The sequence below is a fragment of the Pseudomonas putida genome (genome assembly GCF_009883635.2).
Taxonomy (GTDB): domain Bacteria; phylum Pseudomonadota; class Gammaproteobacteria; order Pseudomonadales; family Pseudomonadaceae; genus Aquipseudomonas; species Aquipseudomonas putida_W.
Genome location: NZ_CP026115.2, coordinates 1,523,548 through 1,548,011, shown reverse-complemented (window position 1 = coordinate 1,548,011; position 24,464 = coordinate 1,523,548). Strand labels below are relative to the sequence as shown.

Below are 24,464 nucleotides of genomic sequence, written 5' to 3'. Positions count from 1 at the left end.
TCCAGCGTAGCCGCCACGGCCCGGGTTGAAGCGGGCCATGGCGCCAGCGGTCAGAGAATGTTGAATGGAATGGTGGTGACCACGCGAAACTCGTCCAGGCTGCCATCGGCCTGGGCCTTGCTGGCGCGGTGGGCGGTGTAGGTGGCGCGGATGCTGGTGTCCTTGAACGGCCCGCTCTGCACGGCGTAGCTGGTGCCGATGCCCCACTCGTAGTGGGTTTCGCCGTCCAGGCCGTTCACGTCATAGGCGCTGCCACGGTAGTGGGTGCCGTCGATGCCCCAGCCACGGGCGTTGTACAGGTTGAACTTCAGGCCCGGCACACCGTAGGGCGCCATGTTCAGCACATAGGAAAGCTGCAGGGATTTCTCGTTGGGGCCGTTGAAGTCCGACAGCAGCGAGTTGGCCAGGTAGATGCCGTTGGTTTCGTGCAGGTAGTCGAAGTACTCGTTGCCGTTGACCTGCTGCCACGACGCCGTAAGGGTGTGCGCCTGGTGGGTCAGGCCGAGCGACAGGCTGTAGGTGTCGTTGTCGATCTCGCCCATCTTCTTGCTGCCTTCGTCCACCGTCTTGTAGTAGTTCAGGCCAGTGGTCAGGGCGAGCACGGCGTTGTCGCCGAGGACGTGGTTGGCGCCGAAGTAGTACTGGTTCCAGAAGTCGTCGACCTTGGTGGCGTACAGGCTGGTGGTCAGGCTCTTGAACGGCTGGTAGTTGACCCCGGCGGTGCTGGCACGGTCGGTCTCGACGCCGGTGGCGCTGTATTCGCTGCGGAACTTGCTCAGGCTCTGTTCGGTGCGTGGTGAAACGCGGTCGAAGGTGCCCAGGTCGATCGACAGGTTGTCGAACTCGGCACTGTGCAGGAACGCACCCTGGAAGCTCGACGGCAGCGCACGGTTACCGATGTAGGCGATCATCGGCGTGTCCACCGACTGGCGGCCAACGGTGAGGGTGGTGTTGGAGACGCGTGCCTTGACGTTGGCCAGGCCCATCTTGCTCCACTGGCCGACCGGGTCGCCGTCGCTGTGGGTGAGCGTTCGGTTGTTCGGCCCGGCAATCGCGGCGCGGCCCTGTTCCAGCGCGATGGCGTTGTAGCCGGCGGCTTCGACGGCGAAGCCCACGGTGCCCTGGGTGAAGCCCGAGCTGTAGTTGAGGATGGTGCCTTGCACCCAGTTGTCGCGGCTGTGGGTGTCGTGGCGGGTGCCGTCGCTCTTGTAGTACTTCCACAGCGGTGCGCGGGTGGCGCGTTCGCGGGCGTACCAGTTGCGCGTGCTACCGGATAGGCTCTGGCCACCGATGAAGCCGTTGGCCTGGTCCTGTTCGCTGCTGGATTTCAGGCTGATCGGGACGTAGTCCTGGCTCTGGGTGTCGGCCTCTGTCACGGCGGAAAAGGTGCCGATGGATAAGGCCAAAGCGGTTAAGGTGAATAGTCTCAAGGTTAAAGCTCCCTTTCTGTTCTTTTAGTTATTGCCTGGCCTTGTGGGCCGGGTTGCTTGCTGCGGTGTTGCCAGGGTTGCCCGGGGTCGCCGGGCAAAATCGGGGGAGGTGTGTTGGCCGGAAAGGGCTACCGCTCAGTCAACACTCACACCGGAAAAGTTATTGCGCCCGAACGGGCTGACCTTGAAATCGGCCACCTTGATGCTCAGCGGCTGGTTCACCGTGGAATGCGCCACCGGAGTGATCGGCACCTGCTGCTTCAGCCGTTGCTGGGCCTGCTGGTACAGCGCCGTGCGCTGCTCGAGGTCGGTAACTTGCTTGGCCTGCTTGACGAGGCTGTCGTACTGCGGATCGCACCACAGCGAGTAGTTGTTGCTGCCGATGGCGTCGCAGTTGTAGAGGGTGCCGAGCCAGTTGTCCGGGTCGCCGTTGTCGCCGGTCCAGCCGATCAGGGCGATGTCGTGCTCGCCGCTCTTCATGCGCTTGAGGTATTCGCCCCATTCGTAGCTGACGATGCGCACCTTGAAACCAAGCTTGTTCCAGTCGGCCTGGAGCATCTCGGCCATCAGCTTGGCATTGGGGTTGTACGGGCGCTGCACGGGCATGGCCCACAGGGTGACCTCGGTGCCCGGTTTGACCCCGGCCTGCTGCAGCAGCCGCTTGGCCTTTTCCGGGTCGAAGGGGGCGTCCTTGAGGCTGCTGTCATAGGACCACTGGGTCGGTGGCATGGCATTGACCGCCAATTGGCCGGAGTCCTGGTACACCGCCTGGATAATCGCTTTCTTGTTCACCGCCATGTCCATGGCCTGGCGCACTTCCAGGCGGTCGAACGGCGGGTGCTGGGTGTTGTAGGCGATGTAGCCGAGGTTGAAGCCCGGCTGCTGCATGACTTGTAGATTGCCATCGGCCTTGAGCGCGGGCAGGTCGGCCGGGCGCGGATGCAGGGTGACCTGGCATTCATTGCGGCGCAGCTTCTGGATGCGCACCGATGGGTCGGTGTTGATCGAGAACACCAGGTTGTCGATCTTCACTTGCTCCGGCGCCCAGTAGTTCTTGTTCCCCTTGAAGCGGATCTGCGAGTCCTTCTGGTAGCGCTGGAACACGAACGGCCCGGTGCCGATCGGTTGCTGGTTGATGTCGCTGGGGCGCCCGCTGGCCAGCAATGTTTCGGCGTACTCGGCCGAGAGTATCGAGGCGAAACTCATCGCCAGGTTCTGGATGAAGGCGGCATCGACCTTGTTCAGGGTGAATATCACGGTCAGTGGGCCGTTTTTCTCGACCCGGGCGATGTTCTTGTCCAGGCCCATGCTGACGAAGTAGGGGAATTCGGTGGGGTAGGCCTTACGGAATGGCTGGTCCTTGTCGAGCATGCGGTTGAAGGTGAACAGCACGTCGTCGGCGTTGAAATCGCGGCTCGGTTTGAAGGCCTTGTTGGCGTGGAACTTCACGCCCTCGCGCAGATGGAAGGTGTACCGCAGGCCATCGTCGGAGACCTCCCATTTCGTCGCCAGCGCCGGGTGCACGGCCGTGCCACCGCGCTCGAACTCCACCAGCCGGTTGTAGATCGGCTCGGCGGCGTCATTGTCGGTAGCACTGGTGTACTGGGCAGTGTCGAAGCCGGCCGGGCTGCCTTCGGAGCAGAACACCAGGTTCTTGGCCTGAAGGGCAGGGGCCTGGCTCAGCAGGCCGAGGGCGAGCAGGGTCGAAAGGCGGGTGACGTGGCGCATGGCGGTTCCTTTTCCAGCTGTTCAAGCCGCTTCGGGGTACGAATGGCGGCAACAGTTTCCCGACTCCGTCGCGGGTGGCGTCGGAGCGGGTGTGCAGTGCTTGGTTGCGGTGAAGCGGCCCCCGCTGCGGTCTGGCGGGGGCCGGGATCTACCCTATTTGTCCACGCTGACGCCGTAGAAGGCGTTCAACGCGAACGGGCTGATCTTGAAGTCTTTCACCTTGGCGCTCATCGGCTGGTACACCGTGGAGTGGGCGATCGGGGTGATCGGCACCTGCTCCTTGAGGATGTGCTGGGCCTTCTGGTAAAGCTCGGTACGCTTGGCCTGGTCTGAAGTGGCCTTGGCCTGCTTGATCAGGTCGTCGTAGGGCTTGTAGCACCACTTGGAGAAGTTGTTGCCGTCGATGGCATCGCAGCCGTAGAGGGTACCGAGCCAGTTGTCCGGGTCACCGTTGTCGCCGCTCCAGCCGATCAGCATGGCGCCCTGTTCGCCGCCTTTGGAGCGCTTGATGTACTCGCCCCATTCGTAGCTGACGATCTTCGCCTTGATGCCGATCTTGGCCCAGTCGGATTGCAGCATCTCGGCCATCAGCTTGGCGTTGGGGTTGTACGGGCGCTGCACCGGCATGGCCCACAGGGTGATCTCGGTGCCTTCCTTGATGCCGGCTTCCTTGAGCAGCTGCTTGGCTTTCTCCGGATCGTACGGCGCGTCCTTGATGCTGGTGTCATAAGACCACTGGGTCGGCGGCATGGCATTGACTGCCAGCTGGCCGGCGCCCTGGTAGACCGATTCGATGATCTTCTTCTTGTCCACGGCCATGTCCAGTGCTTCGCGGACTTTCAGCTGGGCCAGCGGGTTGGGCTCGTTGCTGCCCTTGATCTTGTCCATCACGTTGTAGGCGATGTAGCCGAGGTTGAAGCCGGCCTGCTGTGGCATCTGCAGGTTCTTGTCGGCTTTCAGCGGCTCGATGTCGGCCGGCCGCGGGAACAGGGTGACCTGGCACTCGTTCTTCTTCAGCTTCTGCATGCGCACCGAGGCGTCGGTGGTGATGGCGAAGATCAGGTTGTCGATCTTCACGTCCTCGGGCTTCCAGTAGTCCTTGTTGCCCTTGAAACGGATCTGCGCGTCTTTCTGGTACTTGCTGAACACGAACGGGCCGGTGCCGATCGGCTTCTGGTTGATGTCGGCGGCCTTGCCGTCCTTGAGCAACTGGTCGGCGTACTCGGCGGACTGGATGGAGGCGAAACTCATGGCCAGGTTCTGGATGAACGCGGCGTCCACTTCATTGAGGGTGAACTTCACCGTGTGATCGTCGAGTTTCTCCACCTTGGCGATGTTCTTGTCCATGCCCATGTCGGTGAAGTACGGGAATTCGGTGGGGTAGGCCTTACGGAACGGGTGGTTTTTGTCGAGCATGCGGTTGAATGTGAACAGCACGTCATCGGCGTTGAATTCGCGGGTCGGCTTGAAGTAGTCGGTGGTGTGGAACTTGACCCCTTCGCGCAGGTGGAAGGTGTAGGTCTTGCCGTCGTCGGCCACGTCCCACTTGCTTGCCAGGCCAGGGATTACTGCGGTACCGCCGCGTTCGAACTGGGTCAGGCGGTTGAACACGGTCTCGGCCGAGGCGTCGAAGTCCGTTCCGGTGGTGTATTGCCCCGGGTCGAAGCCGGCCGGGCTGCCTTCGGAGCAGAACACCAGGTTGGACGCGGCGTGGGCTAGCGGAGCGCCGGCGAGCAAGCCTGCACCGAGCAGGAACGGAATGACTGCGTGTTTAAGCATGGTGGCCTCATTGTTGTCATTTTTGGTTTGAGGTGGCCTCGTGAGCCGACCTGCGGATACTTATGCAGGGGGTATTCCCAATGCAACAGGCAGAAGGATAGTTGGCGTCAGAAAAGTAGTACGGGCGTACATGGATGTCGCATTCGTATAACTTTCAGCGAAGTTGAACGTTTGCGAGGGTGAAATGATGGCTTTTTGCTGGATGTTTCCGGGCATCAGAGGGTGTAGGAAGCACCTGCATGGTGCGTAGGAAATATCTGAAATTGGCGAAAGGGGGCGCCGAGCGCCCCCGGCGATCTTCAGGGCATCTGCACTTCGATCAGTCCATCGGCATTCATGCTGACCTCGCTGGTACCCGCCTCGATATCCGGCGCAGGCGCCGCCTCGTCCGCCGCCTTCGCCATCATCGCCATCGGCGCGCTACGCAGGTAAGGACGCGGGTAGCCGGAGCTGTTCAGGTTCAGGCTGACCACTTTATAGCCCTTGCCCCCCAACGCTTCGGTGGCCAGCTGCGCCCGGGCCTTGAACGCATTCACCGCATCCTTGAGCAGTTCATCCTCGCTGGCCTTGCGCGTGGCCGGGGCAATGGAGAAGTCCATGCCGCCCATCTTGAGGTCCTGCAGCAGGTCGGCAGTGAGCTGGGACAGGGCCGGGAAGTCGGCACCTTCCAGGCGCAGCTCGGCACGCTCGCGCCAGCCGGTGATCTTCTGGCCCTTGCTGTCATACACCGGGTAGCTGTTGCGGCTGCCCTGGCTGATCTTCACGTCCTTGACCTGGCGCGCCTGCTGCACGGCCTTGTTCATGGTTTCGGTGATCTGCTTGGCGAGCTTGCCCGGGTCGGTATTCTGCGCTTCGCTGTAGAGGGTCACGACCATCAGGTCGCGCGCCACTTCCTTGCTGACTTCGGCGCGCAGCGAAACCTGGTTATAGCGCGGTTCGTCGGCCGCCAGTGCCGGCAGGCTGGCGAGCAGGCCGCAGGACAGGATCAGGGCCGCGCCGCGACGTGGGATGTGCATGTGTTACTCCTTGGCAATAGTGGGCGTGGGTTCTGGACATCCATTCCACGCATGGCCCATCAGACTCGCAGCAGTGTAGTGGGTTCAAAAGTGCCATCATGAACTTGTGACAAAGTGTGGCGCTTTGCCGCATCGCTGCAGCGGGGCGCCCGGCTTCGGTATACTCCAGCCGATTTTCCTGGAGCACTCATCGGGAGAGCGCATGCTCGCCGCCGCACAACCGTTGTCCGCAACACGCCAGAACCTCTGGCGCCTGACTGTAATTCGCGTTCTGGTCCTGGCCGCCCAGGCAGGCTCCGTGGGCGTTGCCTACTGGACCGACCTGCTGCCGCTGCCGTGGCTCTCGCTGGCCGCGACCCTGGCCCTGTCGTCGCTGCTCTGCGCCTTCACCGCCTTGCGCCTGCGCCTGTCGCTGCCGGTCACCGAGACCGAATATGCCTTGCAGCTGGCCTGCGACCTGCTGATTCACAGCGCCTTGCTGTACTACTCAGGTGGCTCGACCAACCCGTTCGTGTCCTATTACCTGGTGCCGCTGGCTATCGCTGCGGTGACCTTGCCGTGGCTGTATTCGCTGATCCTCTCGGGCATCGCCCTGACTGCCTACAGCCTGCTGCTGGTGCAGTTCTACCCGCTCGAAGGGCTGCCGATGGCGCGGGACAAGATGCAGGTCTACGGCATGTGGCTGAGTATCGCCCTGGCCGCCGCGGTGATTACCTTCTTCGCCGCGCGCATGGCCGAGGAGCTGCGCCGCCAGGAGCAACTGCGTTCCGAGCGCCGCGAAGAAAGCCTGCGTGATGAACAGCTGCTGGCCGTGGCCACCCAGGCTGCCGGCGCGGCCCATGAACTGGGCACACCCTTGGCGACCATGAGCGTGCTGCTCAATGAAATGCGCCAGGACCACACCGACCCATTGCTGCAGGAAGACCTGCAGATCCTTCAGGACCAGGTCAAGCTGTGCAAGGAAACCCTGCAGCAGCTGGTGCGTGCCGCCGAGGCCAACCGTCGCCTGGCCGTGGTCGAACAGGATGTCACCGCCTGGCTCGACGAGGCGCTGAACCGCTGGCACCTGATGCGCCCGGAGGCCAGTTACCGCTTCCAGCGCCTGCGCGACGGCCAGGTACCGCGCCTGACACCGCCACCGGACCTGACCCAGGCGCTGCTGAACCTGCTGAACAATGCCGCCGATGCCTGCCCCGATGACCTGCAGGTGACCCTTGACTGGGACGCCCAGGACATCCTGATCAGCATCCGCGACCATGGGCCCGGCGTGCCGCCGGCCATTGCCGAAGCGATCGGCAAACCCTTCATTACCACCAAGGGCAAAGGCTTCGGCCTGGGCCTGTTCTTGAGCAAGGCCAGCGTGACCCGTGCGGGCGGTTCGGTAAAACTCTATAGTCATGAACAGGGTGGCACCCTGACCGAACTGCGCCTGCCCCATGGCAAGCGAGGAGATGAATGATGAGCGAAGAAAACCAGGTCGAAGGCGAAGAGCTGCCGCACCTGCTGCTGGTGGACGATGACGCCACCTTTACCCGGGTCATGGCCCGCGCCATGAGCCGCCGTGGTTTCCGCGTGAGCACTGCTGGGTCCGCCGAGGAAGGCCTGATCCTGGCCCAGCAGGACCTGCCGGACTACGCCACGCTGGACCTGAAGATGGAAGGCGACTCGGGCCTGGTGCTGCTGCCCAAGTTGCTGGAGCTGGACCCGGAGATGCGCGTGGTGATCCTGACCGGTTACTCGAGCATCGCCACCGCCGTCGAGGCGGTCAAGCGCGGTGCCTGCAACTACCTGTGCAAGCCGGCCGACGCTGACGACGTGCTGGCCGCGCTGCTGTCGGAGCATGCCGACCTGGATTCGCTGGTGCCGGAAAACCCGATGTCGGTGGACCGCCTGCAGTGGGAGCACATCCAGCGCGTGCTGAACGAGCACGAAGGCAATATCTCCGCCACCGCGCGGGCGCTGGGCATGCACCGCCGTACCCTGCAGCGCAAACTGCAGAAGCGCCCCGTACGCCGCTGAGACGGTGTTGGCTTCTTCGCGGGGCAAGCCCGCTCCTACAGGATTTTCATCAGGCCCTGGGCCGGCGGTGAACCTGTAGGAGCGGGCTTGCCCCGCGAAAGGGCCGGCACAGGTCTATCAAGATAGTCCTCCACGATCCCCGCAATTCCTGACGCGTTGGCGTATCATTAGCCGCCTAACGGCAAACCTTTCAGGACCGCTTGCGCATGCTCGCCCTTCTCATCCAGACGCTGAACATCACGGCGCCCGTTTTCGCCATGCTGTTCATGGGCGTGTTGCTCAAACGCATCCACCTGATCGACGACAATTTCAATCGCGTCGCCTCGCAGCTGGTGTTCAACGTCTGCATGCCGGCGTTGCTGTTCCTCGGCATCTATCACGCCGACCTGGCCACGGCGGTGCAGCCCAAGGTCATCCTCTACTTCGTCGCCGCCACTCTGGTCGGCTTCGCCGTGTCCTGGGGCATGGCCATCTGGCGCAGCCCGCTGGCCGACCGCGGCATCTACACCCAGGGCGCGTTCCGCGGCAACAACGGCGTGATCGGCCTGGCCCTGGCCGCCAGTCTCTATGGCGACTACGGCATCTCCCTGGGGGCGGTGCTCGCCGGCCTGGTGATCCTCATGTACAACTCGCTATCGTCGGTGGTGCTGGCGGTGTACAGCCCGGACCTCAAGTCCGACCCCTGGAGCATCTGCAAGAGCATCTTCAGCAACCCGCTGATCATCAGCGTGCTGGTGGCCACGCCGATGGCTTATGGCCAGGTGCCGCTGCCCAACTGGCTGCTCACCTCGGGCGACTACCTGGCACAGATGACCCTGCCGCTGGCGCTGATCTGCATCGGCGGCACCTTGTCGCTGGCGGCGCTGCGCGACAGCGGCAAGCTGGCCATCGATGCCAGCCTGGTGAAGATGGTCTGGCTACCGCTGATCGGCACCCTGGGTGCCTGGTTGTGCGGTTTCCGTGGGGCCGAGCTGGGCATCCTGTTCCTGTACATCGGCAGCCCGACGGCGGCGGCCAGTTATGTCATGGCTCGCGCAGCCAACGGCAACCATGAACTGGCGGCGTCGATCATCGTGATCACCACGTTAATGGCGGCGATCACCACCAACATTGGTATTTTCATCTTGCAGTGGGGCGGATGGATCTAGATCCTTGTCTGCAAAACAACAGCAACAACACTGCCTCACTGAGCCAAAGGACACTTCATGCAAGACCAGAGCACGCCCGAGCAGCTGAAGCGCGGGTTGAAGAATCGCCATATCCAGCTGATCGCGCTGGGTGGTGCCGTCGGCACCGGGCTGTTTCTGGGCATCGCCCAGACCATCCAGCTGGCCGGCCCCTCCGTTTTGCTGGGTTACGCCATCGCCGGTCTGATGGCCTTTTTCATCATGCGCCAATTGGGTGAAATGGTGGTCGAGGAGCCGGTCGCTGGCAGCTTCAGCCACTTCGCCCACCAATACTGGAGCGAGTTCGCCGGGTTCGTCTCCGGTTGGAACTACTGGGTGGTGTATGTGCTGGTCGGCATGGCCGAGCTCACTGCCGTGGGTATCTATGTGCAGTACTGGTGGCCGGAGTTCCCGACCTGGGCCACGGCGGCGATCTTCTTCGTGGTGATCAACCTGATCAACCTCACCCAGGTGAAGGTCTATGGCGAAATGGAGTTCTGGTTCGCCCTGGTCAAGGTGGTGGCCATCGTCAGCATGATCGGCTTCGGCGCCTGGATGCTCGCCAGCGGTCACGGCGGCCCCGATGCCAGCGTGGCCAACCTGTGGCAATACGGCGGGTTCTTCCCCAATGGCGTGACCGGGCTGGTGATGGCGCTGGCGGTGATCATGTTCTCGTTCGGTGGCCTGGAGCTGGTCGGTATTACCGCCGCCGAGGCCGACAACCCGCGCCAGAGCATCCCCAAGGCGACCAACCAGGTGGTCTACCGCATCCTGATCTTCTACATCGGCGCCCTGGCCGTACTGTTGTCGCTGTACCCTTGGCAGAAAGTGGTGCAGGGCGGCAGCCCGTTCGTGATGATCTTCCACGAGCTGGACAGCGACCTGGTGGCGACCATCCTCAACATCGTGGTACTGACTGCCGCGCTGTCGGTGTACAACAGTTGCGTGTACGCCAACAGCCGCATGCTGTTCGGCCTGGCCAGCCAGGGGGATGCGCCACGCCAGCTGCTCAAGGTCAGCCGCAGCGGCGTGCCATTGACGGCGTTGGGCGTTTCGGCCTTTGCTACCGGCATGTGCGTGGTGATCAACTACCTGATGCCCGGTGAGGCGTTCGGCCTGTTGATGGCGCTGGCGGTGTCGGCGCTGGTGATCAACTGGGCCAGCATCAGCATTACCCACCTGAAGTTCCGCAAAGCCAAGCTGGCGGCAGGGATTACCCCGTTCTACCAGAGCTGGGGGCACCCGCTGACCAACTACCTGTGCCTGGCGTTCATCGTACTGATCCTGGTGGTGATGTACCTGACCCCGCCGATTCGCATCTCGGTGATGCTGATTCCGGGGTGGATTGCGGTGCTGTGGGTGGCCTTCAAGCTGAAGAAGGCTCGCCAGGTTCGTCGTTAGATTTTTATCGCCATTGAGACCGAGCGCCGCCCGCGCGTCGCTCGATCTCACAGGCGAAAAAAGGCCCAAGGCATGCACTGTCCTGCCTTAATGCTGTCGCCGCCAGGCACGTACGGTGGTAAACAGCAGCACCGCACCTAGCACCGGTAGCACATAGAACAGCATCAACCGCTCCAGGCGGCCGGCCAGTGGCATGCCCATGGTGAAGGCTGCCACATGCAGGCCATAGACCACATACAGGCAGAGGAACACCAGTCCCTCGACGCGGGTGACACGGTAGCCGGAGTAGAACACGGGCAGGCTCAGGGCTGCGACACCCAGCATTACCGGAAGGTCGAAAGCCAGCGCATTCGGCGAGATGCTCAGCGGCTCGGGGGTGATCAGCGCCGTCAGGCCGAGCACTGCCAGCAGGTTGAACAGGTTGCTGCCGATCACCGTACCGACCGCAATCTCCCGCTCGCCGCGAATGGCAGCGACCAGCGCGGCGGCAAGCTCAGGCAGGGACGTGCACACGGCAACCACAGTCAGGCCGATGACGCGTTCGGACAGGCCGAGATCGGTGGCCACTTCAACGGCCGCTTCCAATAGCAGGTGGCCGGCCAGGCTCAGCAGGCCAAGGCCGAACAGGACCTGCAGCAGTGTTCCGGACCAGAAGCGCCCGGCGCTGGCAGCCCCGGCATGCTGGGCGGGATAGGTGCGGGCATAGTGGCGAGACTGGTGCCACAGCATGGCCAGGTAGCCGGCCAGGGCGAGCAGCAGCAGCAACCCTTCGGCCCGGCCCAGGTGGCCATTGGCACAGAGCGCATAGACCAGGCCGCTGGCGACGATCATCAACGGGATGTCCAGGCGCACCAGTTGGCGTGATACCCGCAGCGGGATGATCAGCGCGGCCAGGCCGAGGATGACCAGTACATTGAAGATGTTGCTGCCGATCACGCTGCCCACGGCCACATCGGGCGCACCTTGATAAGCGGCTTGCAGGCTCACGGTCAGCTGTGGCGCGGTACTGCCGAAGGCCACCAGGCTCAAGCCGATGATCAGTGGTCGCACGTGCAGGCGCTGGGCCAGGCGCAGGGCGGCGCGCACCAGGAGCTCGGCTCCGGCGATCAGCAGCAGCAGGGCAACGCCCATTTGCAGCAGGCTGAAGGTGGGGAGGGTGGCCAGGTCGAAAATAATCGGGCTCCAGTCAGGACGGGTGTCAGGTCAGTCGCTCAGACCTTGTACCCGGACGCGCGCCGTTCCGCTACGGAGCATGCCGATTTTTTCTGCTGCGGCACGTGACAGGTCGATCAACCGGCCGCGGGTATGCGGGCCGCGGTCGTTGATACGGACCACCACGCTGCGATCGTTGGCCAGGTTGGTGACCAGCACCCGGCTGCCGAATGGCAGGCTGCGGTGGGCGGCGGTGAGACCATGCTGGTTGAACGGTTCGCCGCTGGCGGTGCGTTTGCCATGATGGCGCGAGCCGTAAAAGGAGGCGGTGCCGGTTTGGTTGTAACCGCGCGGGTCGATGTCGTGGCTGGCGCAGCCGGCCAGGACAGAGAAGAGGGCTAGCGTACCTAGGGATCGTTTTAGCAATTCGGATGCTCCGGTGCATTGGGGCCGCTGTGCGGCCCATCGCGGATGAATCCGCTCCTACAGGCGTGTCGCTATCCTCTTTAGGAGCGGATTCATCCGCGATCGAGGGCAAAGCCCTCGCCGCTTTTTTCAGCTCAACCTTCGAGCTTGGCCTTGAGCAATTGGTTCACCTGCCCCGGGTTGGCCTTGCCTTTGGACGCCTTCATCGCCTGGCCGACGAAGAAGCCGAACATCTTGCCGCGCTTGGCCTCGTCGGCGGAGCGGTACTGTTCGACCTGCTCGGCGTTGGCAGCGAGCATTTCGTCGAGCATCTTGTCGATCGCACCGGTGTCGGTGACCTGCTTGAGGCCTTTGCTCTCGATGATGCTGTCGGCATCGCCCTCACCGGCGGCCATGGCCTCGAACACGGTCTTGGCAATCTTGCCGCTGATGGTGTTGTCGCGAATGCGCAGCAGCATACCGCCCAGGTGCGCGGCGCTGACCGGCGCCTGGTCGATCTCGATGCCCAGCTTGTTCAGCAGGCTGCCCAGCTCGACCATGACCCAGTTGGCGGCCAGTTTGGCGTCGCCACCGATCTTCACCACTTCTTCGAAGTAGTCCGCCTGTTCGCGGCTTGAAGCCAATACGTTGGCGTCGTAGGCCGACAGGCCGTACTGGCTCTGGAAGCGCTCGACCTTCTGTGGCGGCAGCTCCGGCAGGCCGGCGCGGACGGTCTCGAGGAAGCTGTCCTCGATCACCACCGGCAGCAGGTCCGGGTCGGGGAAGTAACGGTAGTCGTTGGCCTCCTCCTTGCTGCGCATGGAGCGGGTCTCGTCCTTGTTCGGGTCGTACAGGCGGGTTTCCTGCACCACCTTGCCGCCGTCCTCGATCAGGTCGATCTGGCGCTGGATTTCGCTGTTGATCGCGCGCTCGATGAAGCGGAACGAGTTGACGTTCTTGATCTCGCAGCGGGTGCCGAACTCGGCCTGGCCTTTCGGGCGGATCGACACGTTGCAGTCGCAGCGCAGCGAGCCTTCGGCCATGTTGCCGTCACAGATGCCCAGGTAACGCACCAGGGCGTGGATGGCCTTGACGTAGGCCACGGCTTCCTTGGCGCTGCGCATGTCCGGCTCGGAGACGATTTCCAGCAGCGGCGTACCGGCGCGGTTCAGGTCGATGCCGGTGGAGCCGCTGAAGTCTTCGTGCAGGCTCTTGCCGGCGTCTTCTTCCAGGTGCGCGCGGGTAACGCCGATGCGCTTGATGGTGCCGTCTTCCAGGGCGATATCCAGGTGGCCCTTGCCGACGATCGGCAGGTCCATCTGGCTGATCTGGTAGCCCTTGGGCAGGTCGGGGTAGAAGTAGTTCTTGCGCGCGAACACGTTGCGCTTGCCGATTTCGGCATCGATCGCCAGGCCGAACATGCAGGCCATGCGCACGGCTTCCTGGTTCAGCACCGGCAGTACGCCGGGCATCCCCAGGTCAACCAGGCTGGCCTGGGTGTTCGGCTCGGAGCCGAAGGTGGTGGCGCTGCCGGAGAAGATCTTCGACTGGGTGGCCAGCTGGGTATGAATCTCCAGCCCGATCACAACTTCCCATTGCATGTGTGAATTCCTCAGAAGCCGTTAGGGGCGCGGGTGTGCCAGTCGGTGACTTGCTGGTAACGGTGCGCGACGTTGAGCAGGCGGCCTTCCTGGAAGTACGGGGCCAGCAGCTGCACGCCGACCGGCAGGCCATCGACGAAGCCGGCTGGCATCGACAGGCCCGGCAGGCCCGCCAGGTTGGCGGTGATGGTGTAGACGTCTTCCAGGTAGGCGGCGACCGGGTCGCTGCTCTTGGCGCCAAGCTTCCAGGCCGGGTTCGGCGTGGTCGGGCCGAGGATCAGGTCGACATCGTTGAACGCGGCCATGAAGTCGTTCTTGATCAGGCGGCGGATCTGCTGCGCCTTGACGTAGTAGGCGTCATAGTAGCCGGCCGACAGGGCGTAGGTGCCGACCATGATGCGGCGCTGCACTTCGGCGCCGAAGCCTTCGCCACGGGAGCGCTTGTACAGGTCGGTCAGGTCTTTTGGCTCTTCGCAGCGGTAGCCGAAGCGCACGCCGTCGAAACGCGACAGGTTGGAGGAGGCTTCTGCAGGCGCGATCACGTAGTACGCCGGAATGGCATGCTGCATGTTCGGCAGGCTGATTTCCTTGACCACCGCACCGAGCTTTTCCAGCTCCTTGACGCTGGCCTGGACCAGCTCGGCGATGCGCGGGTCGAGGCCGGCACCGAAGTACTCCTTCGGCAGGCCGATGCGCAGGCCCTGCAGCGAGCCGTTGAGGCCAGCGCTGTAATCCGGTACCGGCTCGTCGATGCTGGTGGAATCCTTGGCGTCGAAGCCAGCCATGCCTTGCAGCAGCAGGGCGCAGTCTTCGGCGGTGCGTGCCAGTGGGCCACCCTGGTCGAGGCTGGAGGCGTAGGCGATCATGCCCCAGCGCGATACACGACCGTACGTCGGCTTGAGGCCGGTGAGGTTGGTCAGTGCCGCCGGCTGGCGGATCGAGCCCCCGGTGTCGGTGCCGGTGGTGGCCGGCAGCAGGCGCGCGGCCACGGCGGCGGCCGAACCACCGGACGAGCCACCAGGCACGTGCTCGAGGTTCCACGGGTTCTTCACCGCGCCGTAGTGGCTGGATTCGTTGGCCGAACCCATGGCGAACTCGTCCATGTTGGTCTTGCCCAGGGTGACCATGCCGGCTTCGGCCAGCTTGGCGACCACGGTGGCGTCGTACGGCGCCTTGAAGTTGTCGAGCATCTTCGAGCCGCAGCTGGTGCGTACGCCGAGGGTGCAGAACAGGTCCTTGTGGGCGATCGGTGCACCGAGCAGCGCGCCGTTCTCGCCAGCGGCGCGACGGGCGTCGGCGGCACGCGCCTGGCCCAGGGCCAGCTCTTCGGTGACGCTGATGAAGCTGTTGATCTGTGGGTCGATCTGCTTGACGCGCGCCAGCAGGGCGCCGGTCAGCTCTTCGGAGGAAAACGACTTGTCGGCGAGTCCGCGAGCGATCTCGGCCAGGGTCAATTCATGCATGGCAGGCTCTATCCCTTACTCGATGACTTTCGGAACCAGGTACAGACCGCTTTCGGTCGATGGTGCGATCGCCTGGTAGGCGTCGCGCTGGTTGCTTTCGGTGACCTGGTCAGGGCGCAGGCGCTGGCTGGCCTCCAGGGGGTGGGCCAGGGGTTCGATGCCGTTGGTGTCGACCGCTTGCATCTGGTCGACCAGCCCGAGAATGCTGTTCAGGGCGTCAGTAATGCGTGGCAGTTCGCCGTCATTCAGGCCCAGACGGGCCAGATGGGCGATCTTTTCCACGTCGCTGCGTTCAAGCGCCATGGTGATCTCCTGGGGAAACAAAGAACCGAATAGGGTCCGCGGTGAGGAACATGTCAGCATTTTGGCGGTCTAACGGCCGCGATCATCTGCTGGCGTGCTCGGAAAAACAGCCAATTTAACATATTGGCTCCTTGCCCAAAATCCCTGCCATTGTTAGAGTTTGCCGCACTTTTTTACCCACGCTTTCCCCAGGGTCACTTTCCCATGTTCAAGAAACTGCGTGGCATGTTTTCCAGCGATCTTTCCATCGACCTGGGGACTGCCAACACCCTTATTTACGTGCGTGAGCGCGGTATCGTCCTGAATGAGCCCTCGGTTGTTGCCATCCGTACCCACGGCAACCAGAAAAGCGTCGTCGCCGTCGGTACCGAAGCCAAGCGCATGCTGGGCCGTACGCCAGGTAACATTGCTGCCATTCGTCCGATGAAGGACGGCGTCATCGCCGACTTCAGCGTCTGTGAAAAAATGCTGCAGTACTTCATCAACAAGGTTCACGAAAACAGCTTCCTGCAGCCGAGCCCACGTGTGCTCATCTGCGTGCCGTGCAAATCGACCCAGGTAGAGCGCCGCGCCATTCGCGAGTCGGCCCTGGGCGCCGGTGCCCGTGAAGTGTTCCTGATCGAAGAGCCGATGGCCGCTGCCATCGGTGCCGGCCTGCCGGTCGAAGAAGCCCGTGGCTCGATGGTCGTCGATATCGGTGGCGGTACCACCGAAATCGCACTGATCTCGCTGAACGGTGTGGTTTACGCCGAGTCCGTCCGCGTCGGCGGCGACCGCTTCGATGAAGCCATCGTCACCTACGTGCGCCGCAACTACGGCAGCCTGATCGGCGAGTCCACCGCCGAGCGTATCAAGCAGGAAATCGGCACCGCCTACCCGGGCGGCGAAGTGCGCGAAGTCGATGTGCGCGGCCGCAACCTGGCCGAGGGCGTACCACGCGCCTTCACCCTGAACTCCAACGAAGTCCTTGAAGCCCTGCAGGAATCCCTGGCGACCATCGTTCAGGCGGTCAAGAGCGCCCTGGAGCAGTCGCCGCCGGAGCTGGCCTCCGACATCGCCGAGCGCGGCCTGGTGCTGACCGGTGGTGGCGCACTGCTGCGCGACCTCGACAAGCTGCTGGCCCAGGAAACCGGCCTGCCGGTGATCGTCGCCGAAGATCCGCTGACCTGCGTCGCCCGTGGCGGCGGTCGCGCCCTGGAGATGATGGACAAGCACGCGATGGACCTGCTCTCCAGCGAGTGATCCCCACTGCTTTCGAAAGCCCGGTTTACAGGTAAGCACGCGCAGTGCTACCTGTATGCGCTGGGCTGGCGTCCATCCGGGCGTTGTTTCCGTCAACCCGCAAACAGGCTGGTGCGTTGTCCCATGTCCAATGACCTCCTGAGTCGTCCACGAGGAACGGCCCATTAAACCGCTTTTCTCCAAGGGCCCTTCGCTGGGCGTTCGCCTGCTGGTGCTGGTGGTGCTGTCGGTCGCGTTGATGGTTGTCGATGCGCGTTTCGACGTGCTCAAGCCGGTGCGCAGCCAGATGGGCCTGGTACTCATGGAATCGTACTGGATCACCGACCTGCCGCAGCGAGCGTGGCAAGGCGTGGCCGGCCAGTTCGGCAGCCGCACCGAGCTGATCGCCGAAAACGAAAAACTCAAGACCGAAGCCCTGCTGCTGCAGGGGCGCCTGCAGAAGCTGGCGGCCCTGACCGAGCAGAACGTGCGCCTGCGCGAGCTGCTCAACTCCTCGGCGCTGGTCAACGAGAAGGTCGAGGTAGCCGAGCTGATCGGTGTCGACCCCAACCCGTTTACCCACCGTATCCTCATCAACAAGGGCGAGCGTGACGGCGTGTTCCTCGGCCAACCGGTGCTCGATGCCCGGGGCCTGATGGGCCAGGTGGTCGAATTGATGCCGTATACCTCGCGGGTCCTGCTGCTGACCGACACGACCCACAGCATTCCGGTGCAGGTCAATCGCAATGGCCTGCGCGCCATCGCCAGCGGCACCGGCAACCCGGAGCGCCTCGAGCTGCGTCATGTCGCCGACACCGCCGACATCAAGGAAGGCGACCTGCTGGTGAGTTCCGGCATGGGCCAGCGCTTCCCGGCCGGCTACCCGGTGGCCACGGTCAATGAAGTGATCCACGATTCCGGCCAGCCATTCGCCATCGTCCGCGCCATCCCTACCGCCGCGCTCAACCGCAGCCGCTACATGCTGCTGGTGTTCAGTGATCGCCGGACCCCGGAGCAGCGCGCCACCGACGCAGCGATCGCCCAGGAAGAAGCCGATCGAAAAGGCACTGGTCAACCTGCAGTCAATGCCGAGCATCCGGCGGCGACTCCGGTGACTCCGGCGACTCCGGCGGCAGCGACCGCTACGGGTCAGCCACCTGCAGCCCCGGCCGCAGCGCCTGCCAGCCCCGCCGCCGCACCGGCGGCACCTGCCCATCCACGGAGGCAATGATGGCCAAGTCGCGCCGTAATCACGGTTGGGTCATCTGGCTGACGTTCGCCATCGGCCTGCTGCTCAGCGTTTCGCCCATGCCGCAGTTCCTCGAAGTGTTCCGGCCCATGTGGCTGGCAATGCTGGTGTCGTTCTGGACCTTGAACGTGCCGAACAAGGTGGGCATGACCACCGCCTTCGTCCTGGGCCTGGCCGAGGACGTGCTGTACGGCACCTTGCTGGGGCAGAACGCGTTCATCCTCACCCTGATCACCTTCCTCGTACTGTCGCTGCAGCAGCGCCTGCGCATGTTCCCGCTGTGGCAGCAGAGCCTGGTGATCCTGGTGATCTTCGGTATCGCCCAGCTGATCCAGCTGTGGCTCAGTGCGCTCACTGGCAACCGCCTGCCAACCCTGGCGCTGGTCTGGTCTGCCGTGATCAGTGCCTTGCTCTGGCCATGGATCAGCTTCGCCCTGCGCGACCTGCGCCGACGTTTGCATATCAACTGACGGCGCTGCCACTGACAGGGAGATGTCTGAATGAAACCCCTCTACCTTGCCTCCGGCTCACCGCGCCGGCGTGAATTGCTCGGCCAGATCGGCGTGCCGTTCACCGTCATCAGTGCACCCATCGATGAAACTCCGCTGCCGGGTGAAAGCGCCGAGGCCTATGTCGAGCGCCTGGCCCGGGCCAAGGCCGAAGCCGGCCTGGCCACGCTTCAAGGCCCTGCCGTGGCGCTTGGCGCCGACACCGCGGTGGTGCTCGATGGTCGTATTCTCGGCAAGCCGGAAAACCGGGAACATGCCCTGACGATGCTGGCCGAGCTGGCTGGCCGCGAGCACCAGGTGCTGACAGCGGTGGCCTTGAGCGATGGCCAGCACTGCGAGAGCCTGTGCGTCAGCAGCACGGTGCGTTTCCGCCCTGTCGATGCCGCAGAAGCCGAGCGCTATTGGGCCAGTGGCGAACCTGCGGACAAGGCGGGGGGCTACGCCATCCAAGGCCTGGGCGCGGTGTTCGTCACCGGGCTCGAAGGCAGTTACTCAGCGGTGGTCGGCCTGCCCTTGAGCGAAACGGCCGACATGCTCGCCCGGTTCGGTATCGCCTGCTGGCAGGTACCGGCGCTTTTGCCAGAGGTAACAAACCAGCGGTAGCCAGCCCGGCGCGCGCGATCCATCATTACCGAAGACCTTTGACGAGAGCCTGCCATGAGTGAAGAGATCCTGATCAACATCACCCCGATGGAATCGCGTGTGGCGGTGGTGGAAAACGGGGTGCTGCAGGAAGTGCATGTCGAGCGCACCCAGCGCCGCGGCATCGTCGGCAATATCTACAAGGGCAAGGTGGTGCGGGTGCTGCCGGGCATGCAGGCGGCGTTCGTCGACATCGGCCTGGAGCGCGCGGCGTTCATCCATGCGTCGGAAATTTCCCAGCGCGAAGGCTCTGCGGTGGAGAACATCACCGCACTGGTGCACGAGGGCCAGGCCCTGGTGGTGCAGGTGACCAAGGACCCGATCGGCACCAAGGGCGCACGCCTGACCACGCAGCTTTCGATTCCCTCGCGTTACCTGGTGTACATGCCGCGCAGCAGCCATGTCGGCATTTCCCTGAAGATCGAAGACGAAGCCGAACGCGACCGCCTCAAGCAGGTGGTCAGCGACTGCATGGACAGCGAGAACATCAAGGACGCCGGGGGCTTCATCCTGCGTACCGCCGCCGAGGGCGCGCGGGCCGAAGAAATCCTTCAGGACATCCGCTACCTGCGTCGCCTGTGGGAACAGATCGGCAGCCAGATCCAGACCTGCGGCGCACCCACGGTCATTTACGAAGACCTTGGCCTGGCCCTGCGCACGCTGCGCGACCTGGTCAACCCGAAGATCGAGAAGATCCGCATCGACTCGCGGGAAACCTTCCAGAAAACCACACAGTTCGTCGTCGAACTGATGCCGGAAATCGCCGATCGGCTGGAGCATTACCCAGGCGAGCGGCCGATTTTCGACCTGTATGGGGTCGAGGACGAAATCCAGCGTGCCCTGGAGCGCAAGGTGCCGCTCAAGTCCGGTGGCTACCTGGTGGTCGACCCGGCCGAGGCGATGACCACCATCGACGTCAACACCGGTGCGTTCGTCGGCCACCGCAACCTCGAAGAAACCATCTTCAAGACCAACCTCGAAGCGGCGACGGCCATCGCCCGCCAGCTGCGCCTGCGCAACATCGGCGGGATCATCATCATCGACTTCATCGACATGGAAGACGAAGAGCACCAGCGCCAGGTGCTGCGGACCCTGGAAAAGCAGCTGGAACGCGATCATGCCAAGACCAACATCATCGGCATCACCGAGCTGGGCCTGGTGCAGATGACCCGCAAGCGCACCCGCGAAAGCCTCGAACAGGTCCTGTGCGAACCCTGCGTCGCTTGCCAGGGCCGTGGCAAGCTGAAAACCCCCGAAACCATCTGTTACGAGATCTTCCGCGAAATCCTTCGCGAAGCCCGTGCCTACCAGGCTGAAGGTTATCGCGTGCTGGCCAACCAGAAAGTGGTCGATCGCCTGTTAGACGAAGAGTCAGGCAACGTTGCCGAGCTGGAAACCTTCATTGGCCGAACCATTCGCTTCCAGGTCGAGTCGATGTATTCGCAGGAACAATATGACGTGGTGCTGCTCTGAGGCTTTCTGATACCCGCCCTGGATGGTACTGGCTGGCAAAATCGGCACGTCAGGCCATCATGGATAAACGACCTGGAGGGCCATGGCCATGGGACGTCTGAACCGCGTTCTTGTCGCCTTGACCCGCTGGGGGCTGGGCATCTGCGCCTTGCTCGCGGTACTGGTGGCGTTGTATGTCAGCCTGGGTCGCGAGCTGGTGCCACTGGTGGCCGAATACCGTGCCGACGTCGAAAGCAAAGCCGAACAGGCGCTGGGCCTGCCCGTGCATGTGGGGGCTCTGGAAGGGCGCTGGAGTGGCTTGGCGCCTGTATTGCGCGTGCGTGACCTGCAACTGGGCGAGGGCGCATCGGCCCTGCGCCTGGATGACGTCAAGGTGGTGCCCGACCTGTGGGCCAGCCTGACCTCCCGTGAGGTGCGCCTGGCGCGTATCGAACTCGGTGGTCTGCAACTGATTCTGCGCGAAGACGAGCAGGGGGCCTGGGCCCTCGAAGGGCTGCCAAAAAAGGACGACGCGCCGCTGGACCCTGCCGAGCTGTTGCAGCGCTTGCGCCAACTGGGCCGCATCGATGTGTTCGACAGTCAGGTCACCCTGCAGCCCTGGCAGCGGGATCCGCTGACCCTTACCTACGTCAGTGTCGGCCTGCAGGCCGGCGCATCACGCCAGGCCCTTGACCTGCGTGCGACCTTGCCCGACGGCCAGCCGCTGGCGATCAATCTGCGCAGCCGGGCAAGCGCCAAGGCGTGGCGCGAAGGCGAGGTCGAGGCCTACCTGAGCCTGCCACAAAGCGACTGGGCGCGGTGGTTGCCGCCCCGTTTGCTGGGCCAGTGGCGGGCAGAGGCGCTGCAGGCCGGTGGCGAGTTCTGGGTCGACTGGAGCAAGGGCCAGTTGCAGCAGGCGGTGGTCCGTCTCAACGCCCCGCAGTTGCGCGGTGCCTACACCGAGCGCAAGGCCGTGACCCTGGACAATCTTGCCGTGGCGGCCTGGTTCCAGCGCCGCGATCAGGGCTTCGATGTGGTGGTGGATTCACTCGCTGCGAGCATTGGCAAGACGCGCTGGGAATCGCACCTGCAATTGAACCAGCGGCTGGGCGATGACCCGGCGGACGAAACCTGGCAAGTGCAGGCCGACCGCCTAGACCTCACTCCCTTGACCCCCTTGATCGATGCATTGGCCCCCTTGCCAGACAAGCTCATGACCGTGGTCGATGCGCTGAAAGTCACCGGGGCCCTGCGCAACGTTCGCCTGGAAGCACGGCCAAAAGCCGAAGGTGATCAGCGCTTGAAGTTCGCTGCCAACCTGGAGCGGGTCGGTTTCGATGCCTATCATGGCGCGCCGGCGGCCGGTAATGTCAGCGGCAGTATCAGCGGCGACCTGGGGCATGGCGAGCTGCGCCTGGATACTGATGCTTTCATGCTGCATCTGTATCCGATCTTCGCCAAACCCTGGCAGTACCAGAAGGCCAATGCGCGCCTGACCTGGGCACTGGACAAGCACGGTTTCACCCTCATCGCACCCTACCTCAAGGTGCTGGGCGAGGAAGGCAAGATTGCCGGCGACTTCCTGATTCGCCTGCTGTTCGACGAAGGCGCCGAAAGCTACATGGACCTGCGCGTCGGGCTGACCGAAGGCGATGGTCGCTACACCGCCAAGTACCTGCCGGAAGTGCTGAGCCCGGCCCTCGACGAATGGCTGCGCAGCGCCATCGTCAAAGGTAACGTCGACCAGGGCTACTTCCAGTACCAGGGCTCGTTGAACCATGGCGCCGCGCCGGAAGCTCGCAGCATCAGCCTGTTCTTCAAGGTCCACGATGCCGCACTGGACTTCCAGCCAGGCTGGCCGCAGGTGCAGCAGGTGGACGGCGATGTGCTGATCGAAGACAGCGGCGTGCGCATCAAGGCCAGCAAGGGCCTGTTGCTCGACACCAAGGTCAGCGACGTCAGCGTGAACATTCCCCATGTCGACAGCGGCCAGCACAGTCACCTGTACCTCGACGGCAATTTCGACGGCAGCCTCGGCGATGGCTTGAAGATTCTCAAGGAAGCACCGATCGGCACTGGCGAGATCTTCGCCGGCTGGGAAGGCGAGGGCCCACTCGAGGGCAAGCTCAAGCTCGACGTACCCCTGGCCCACGGCGAGCGGCCAAAAGTGCTGGTGGACTTCGCCACTGCCGACGCACGCCTGAAGGTGGCCCCGCCCAGCCTGGACCTGACGCGCCTGAAGGGCGACTTCAGCTTCGACTTCGACAAAGGGCTGAGTGGCAAGAACATCAGCTTGCAAGTGTTCGGCAAGCCGGCCACTGCGCAGATCAGCGCCGAGGGCCAGCCCGGGCAGATGCAGACGCGCATCAACGCCAGTGGCCAGGCTTCGCTGAAGTCCCTGACCGACTGGCTGCAGTTCAAGCAGACCTTGCCCGCCTCCGGCGATCTGCCCTACCAGTTGCAGGTCAATCTGGGCAGCCGTGATAACAGCTTGAATGTCAGTTCTTCGCTCAAGGGGCTGACCATCGACCTGCCGGCCCCCTTCGGCAAGGCAGCGGCGGATACTCGCGACACCCGTTTCAGCATGAACCTGCAAGGGCCTGAGCGGCGTTTTGATGTCGCTTACGCCGACCTGGCCCGTTTCGCCTACGCCGCACCGGCCGACAAGCTGGGCCAGGGCCGTGGCGAATTGCTGCTTGGCGCCGGGCAGGCGCAACTGCCAGCGGCGCAGGGGTTGCGGGTGAAGGGGCGGCTGGACAGCCTGGACCTGGGCCCCTGGCAGGAACAGGCGGCACGCTTTGCCGGTGACGACCCCGGTGGCAATGCCCGGCAGAACCTGCAGGGTGTCGACTTGAGCATCGGCCAACTGAAAGCCTTCGGCATGAACCTCAACCAGGCCGTGGTGCGCCTGGCCCGTGGCGGTACAGCCTGGGACCTGCGCCTGGACAGCAAGGAAGTGATCGGTAACGCACGAGTGCCGGATGCCAAGGCTGCGCCGATGGTCGTGCGCCTGCAGACCCTGCGCCTGCCGCCTGCCGACCCGGCCGAGACACAATCGGAAGAAGGCCCTGACCCGCTGGCCTCGTTCGACCCGCGCAAGGTGCCGGCCCTGGACCTGAGCATCGACAAGCTGTACCGCGGCGACGACCTGTTCGGCAATGTCGCACTGAAGCTGCGACCCACTGCACGGGGTGTGGCGGCGCAGGACATCGACCTGGATTTCAAAGGCCTGCATGTCGATGGCAGTGGCGGTTGGGAAGGCGAAGCCGGGGCCACCAGCAGCTGGTACAAAGGCCGACTCGATGGCAAGAACCTCGCCGATGTGCTCAAGGCCTGGGGTTTCGCTCCGACCGTGACCAGCCGTGATTTCCGCCTGGATGTCGACGGCCGTTGGCCCGGTTCGCCAGCCTGGGTCGGCCTCAAGCGCTTCTCTGGCAGCATGGATGCTGCCTTGCGCAGCGGTCAGTTCGTCGAAGTGGAAGGTGGTGCCCAGGCCCTGCGCGTGTTCGGCCTGCTCAACTTCAACTCGATTGGCCGGCGCCTGCGCCTGGACTTCTCCGACCTGTTCGACAAGGGCCTGGCCTACGACCGGGTCAAGGGCCTGCTGGTGGCCAGCAGCGGTGTCTACGTGACCCGCGAGCCGATCACCGTGACCGGGCCGTCGAGCAACTTCGAACTCGATGGCACCCTGGACCTGGTGCGCGATCGGGTCGCGGCCAACTTGCAGGTGACCTTGCCGGTGACCAACAACCTGCCGCTCGCCGCGCTGATCGTCGGTGCACCAGCGGTTGGTGGCGCGCTGTTCCTGGTCGATCGGCTGATCGGCGACCGGGTGTCGCGTTTCGCCAGCGTGCACTATCGCGTAGAAGGCCCGGTGAAAGAGCCTAAAATCACCTTTGTGAAACCGTTCGATAAATAACTTCGGGAG

19 protein-coding genes are annotated in these 24,464 nt (G+C 63.7%); 10 read left to right on the top strand and 9 right to left on the bottom strand.

Features of this window, described 5'->3' with window-relative positions:
* Window positions 1–50: 50 nt before the first annotated feature.
* The 4 genes from C2H86_RS07145 to C2H86_RS07130 form a co-directional block, all read right to left on the bottom strand.
* Entirely contained in the window at window positions 51–1,430 is a 1,380-nt protein-coding gene (locus C2H86_RS07145) for an OprD family porin (protein WP_159412004.1), read from the bottom strand.
* 135 nt (window positions 1,431–1,565) lie between these two features.
* The gene (locus tag C2H86_RS07140; RefSeq protein WP_159412003.1) at window positions 1,566–3,158 is read right to left on the bottom strand and encodes an ABC transporter substrate-binding protein; all 1,593 of its coding nucleotides are present in this window, start codon (window positions 3,156–3,158) and stop codon (window positions 1,566–1,568) included.
* A 153-nt stretch (window positions 3,159–3,311) separates the two neighbouring features.
* The gene (locus C2H86_RS07135; RefSeq protein ID WP_159412002.1) at window positions 3,312–4,937 is read right to left on the bottom strand and encodes an ABC transporter substrate-binding protein; all 1,626 of its coding nucleotides are present in this window, start codon (window positions 4,935–4,937) and stop codon (window positions 3,312–3,314) included.
* Between the two features lie 299 nt (window positions 4,938–5,236).
* Entirely contained in the window at window positions 5,237–5,953 is a 717-nt protein-coding gene (locus C2H86_RS07130; protein WP_110637491.1) for an SIMPL domain-containing protein, read from the bottom strand.
* A 202-nt stretch (window positions 5,954–6,155) separates the two neighbouring features.
* Here C2H86_RS07130 and C2H86_RS07125 point away from each other — a divergent pair, with 202 nt between their 5' ends.
* From C2H86_RS07125 to C2H86_RS07110, 4 genes are all read left to right on the top strand, one after another.
* Window positions 6,156–7,412 carry an ATP-binding protein gene (locus tag C2H86_RS07125; RefSeq protein WP_027920241.1) on the top strand — a complete coding sequence of 419 codons (1,257 nt, stop codon included), beginning with the start codon at window positions 6,156–6,158 and terminating at the stop codon, window positions 7,410–7,412.
* Complete coding sequence (locus C2H86_RS07120) at window positions 7,412–7,972, top strand: response regulator transcription factor (RefSeq protein WP_079229623.1); 561 nt, start codon at window positions 7,412–7,414, stop codon at window positions 7,970–7,972. The genes C2H86_RS07125 and C2H86_RS07120 overlap by 1 nt, the downstream gene beginning before the upstream one ends.
* Window positions 7,973–8,178: 206 nt before the next feature.
* Window positions 8,179–9,120 (top strand): AEC family transporter, encoded by a 942-nt coding sequence (locus C2H86_RS07115; protein ID WP_159412001.1) that lies wholly within the window; start codon window positions 8,179–8,181, stop codon window positions 9,118–9,120.
* A gap of 57 nt (window positions 9,121–9,177) precedes the next feature.
* Window positions 9,178–10,539, top strand: coding sequence for an amino acid permease (locus tag C2H86_RS07110; RefSeq protein ID WP_159412000.1), 1,362 nt, complete (start codon window positions 9,178–9,180; stop codon window positions 10,537–10,539).
* Between the two features lie 87 nt (window positions 10,540–10,626).
* Here C2H86_RS07110 and C2H86_RS07105 read toward each other — a convergent pair whose 3' ends face one another.
* The 5 genes from C2H86_RS07105 to gatC form a co-directional block, all read right to left on the bottom strand.
* Window positions 10,627–11,670 (bottom strand): calcium/sodium antiporter, encoded by a 1,044-nt coding sequence (locus tag C2H86_RS07105; protein ID WP_159411999.1) that lies wholly within the window; start codon window positions 11,668–11,670, stop codon window positions 10,627–10,629.
* A 72-nt stretch (window positions 11,671–11,742) separates the two neighbouring features.
* Window positions 11,743–12,117 (bottom strand): septal ring lytic transglycosylase RlpA family protein, encoded by a 375-nt coding sequence (locus C2H86_RS07100; protein ID WP_159411998.1) that lies wholly within the window; start codon window positions 12,115–12,117, stop codon window positions 11,743–11,745.
* A 134-nt stretch (window positions 12,118–12,251) separates the two neighbouring features.
* A complete protein-coding gene (gene gatB, locus C2H86_RS07095) occupies window positions 12,252–13,697 on the bottom strand; it encodes an Asp-tRNA(Asn)/Glu-tRNA(Gln) amidotransferase subunit GatB (protein ID WP_159411997.1) in 1,446 nt (481 codons plus the stop codon).
* A gap of 11 nt (window positions 13,698–13,708) precedes the next feature.
* Window positions 13,709–15,160: an Asp-tRNA(Asn)/Glu-tRNA(Gln) amidotransferase subunit GatA gene (gene gatA, locus C2H86_RS07090; RefSeq protein ID WP_159411996.1), complete on the bottom strand. Its 1,452-nt coding sequence runs from the start codon at window positions 15,158–15,160 to the stop codon at window positions 13,709–13,711.
* A gap of 15 nt (window positions 15,161–15,175) precedes the next feature.
* Window positions 15,176–15,463, bottom strand: a complete 288-nt coding sequence (gene gatC / locus C2H86_RS07085) for an Asp-tRNA(Asn)/Glu-tRNA(Gln) amidotransferase subunit GatC (RefSeq protein ID WP_060511330.1) — start codon at window positions 15,461–15,463, stop codon at window positions 15,176–15,178.
* Window positions 15,464–15,667: 204 nt separating this feature from the next.
* On the opposite strand from gatC, the gene mreB reads away from it, so the two are divergent.
* The 6 genes from mreB (at window position 15,668) to C2H86_RS07055 (ending at window position 24,455) form a co-directional block, all read left to right on the top strand.
* Window positions 15,668–16,705: a rod shape-determining protein MreB gene (mreB, locus tag C2H86_RS07080; RefSeq protein WP_003255163.1), complete on the top strand. Its 1,038-nt coding sequence runs from the start codon at window positions 15,668–15,670 to the stop codon at window positions 16,703–16,705.
* A gap of 211 nt (window positions 16,706–16,916) precedes the next feature.
* Complete coding sequence (mreC, locus tag C2H86_RS07075) at window positions 16,917–17,915, top strand: rod shape-determining protein MreC (RefSeq protein ID WP_240349689.1); 999 nt, start codon at window positions 16,917–16,919, stop codon at window positions 17,913–17,915.
* Window positions 17,915–18,403, top strand: a complete 489-nt coding sequence (gene mreD / locus C2H86_RS07070) for a rod shape-determining protein MreD (protein ID WP_103445582.1) — start codon at window positions 17,915–17,917, stop codon at window positions 18,401–18,403. The genes mreC and mreD overlap by 1 nt, the downstream gene beginning before the upstream one ends.
* 30 nt (window positions 18,404–18,433) lie before the next feature.
* Complete coding sequence (locus C2H86_RS07065) at window positions 18,434–19,045, top strand: Maf family protein (RefSeq protein ID WP_159411995.1); 612 nt, start codon at window positions 18,434–18,436, stop codon at window positions 19,043–19,045.
* Window positions 19,046–19,099: 54 nt separating this feature from the next.
* Window positions 19,100–20,557 (top strand): ribonuclease G, encoded by a 1,458-nt coding sequence (gene rng / locus C2H86_RS07060; protein WP_159411994.1) that lies wholly within the window; start codon window positions 19,100–19,102, stop codon window positions 20,555–20,557.
* A gap of 82 nt (window positions 20,558–20,639) precedes the next feature.
* Window positions 20,640–24,455, top strand: coding sequence for a YhdP family protein (locus tag C2H86_RS07055; RefSeq protein ID WP_159411993.1), 3,816 nt, complete (start codon window positions 20,640–20,642; stop codon window positions 24,453–24,455).
* Window positions 24,456–24,464 lie beyond the last annotated feature (9 nt).

Coding starts and splice junctions, on each gene's coding strand:
- rng (WP_159411994.1), top strand. CDS start 19,100: ATGAGTGAAGAGATCCTGATCAACATCACCCCGATGGAATCGCGTGTG.
- C2H86_RS07105 (WP_159411999.1), bottom strand. CDS start 11,670: ATGGGCGTTGCCCTGCTGCTGCTGATCGCCGGAGCCGAGCTCCTGGTG.
- C2H86_RS07120 (WP_079229623.1), top strand. CDS start 7,412: ATGAGCGAAGAAAACCAGGTCGAAGGCGAAGAGCTGCCGCACCTGCTG.
- C2H86_RS07125 (WP_027920241.1), top strand. CDS start 6,156: ATGCTCGCCGCCGCACAACCGTTGTCCGCAACACGCCAGAACCTCTGG.
- C2H86_RS07135 (WP_159412002.1), bottom strand. CDS start 4,937: ATGCTTAAACACGCAGTCATTCCGTTCCTGCTCGGTGCAGGCTTGCTC.
- C2H86_RS07065 (WP_159411995.1), top strand. CDS start 18,434: ATGAAACCCCTCTACCTTGCCTCCGGCTCACCGCGCCGGCGTGAATTG.
- gatB (WP_159411997.1), bottom strand. CDS start 13,697: ATGCAATGGGAAGTTGTGATCGGGCTGGAGATTCATACCCAGCTGGCC.
- gatA (WP_159411996.1), bottom strand. CDS start 15,160: ATGCATGAATTGACCCTGGCCGAGATCGCTCGCGGACTCGCCGACAAG.
- C2H86_RS07140 (WP_159412003.1), bottom strand. CDS start 3,158: ATGCGCCACGTCACCCGCCTTTCGACCCTGCTCGCCCTCGGCCTGCTG.
- mreD (WP_103445582.1), top strand. CDS start 17,915: ATGGCCAAGTCGCGCCGTAATCACGGTTGGGTCATCTGGCTGACGTTC.
- C2H86_RS07110 (WP_159412000.1), top strand. CDS start 9,178: ATGCAAGACCAGAGCACGCCCGAGCAGCTGAAGCGCGGGTTGAAGAAT.
- mreB (WP_003255163.1), top strand. CDS start 15,668: ATGTTCAAGAAACTGCGTGGCATGTTTTCCAGCGATCTTTCCATCGAC.
- C2H86_RS07130 (WP_110637491.1), bottom strand. CDS start 5,953: ATGCACATCCCACGTCGCGGCGCGGCCCTGATCCTGTCCTGCGGCCTG.
- gatC (WP_060511330.1), bottom strand. CDS start 15,463: ATGGCGCTTGAACGCAGCGACGTGGAAAAGATCGCCCATCTGGCCCGT.
- C2H86_RS07055 (WP_159411993.1), top strand. CDS start 20,640: ATGGCCATGGGACGTCTGAACCGCGTTCTTGTCGCCTTGACCCGCTGG.
- C2H86_RS07115 (WP_159412001.1), top strand. CDS start 8,179: ATGCTCGCCCTTCTCATCCAGACGCTGAACATCACGGCGCCCGTTTTC.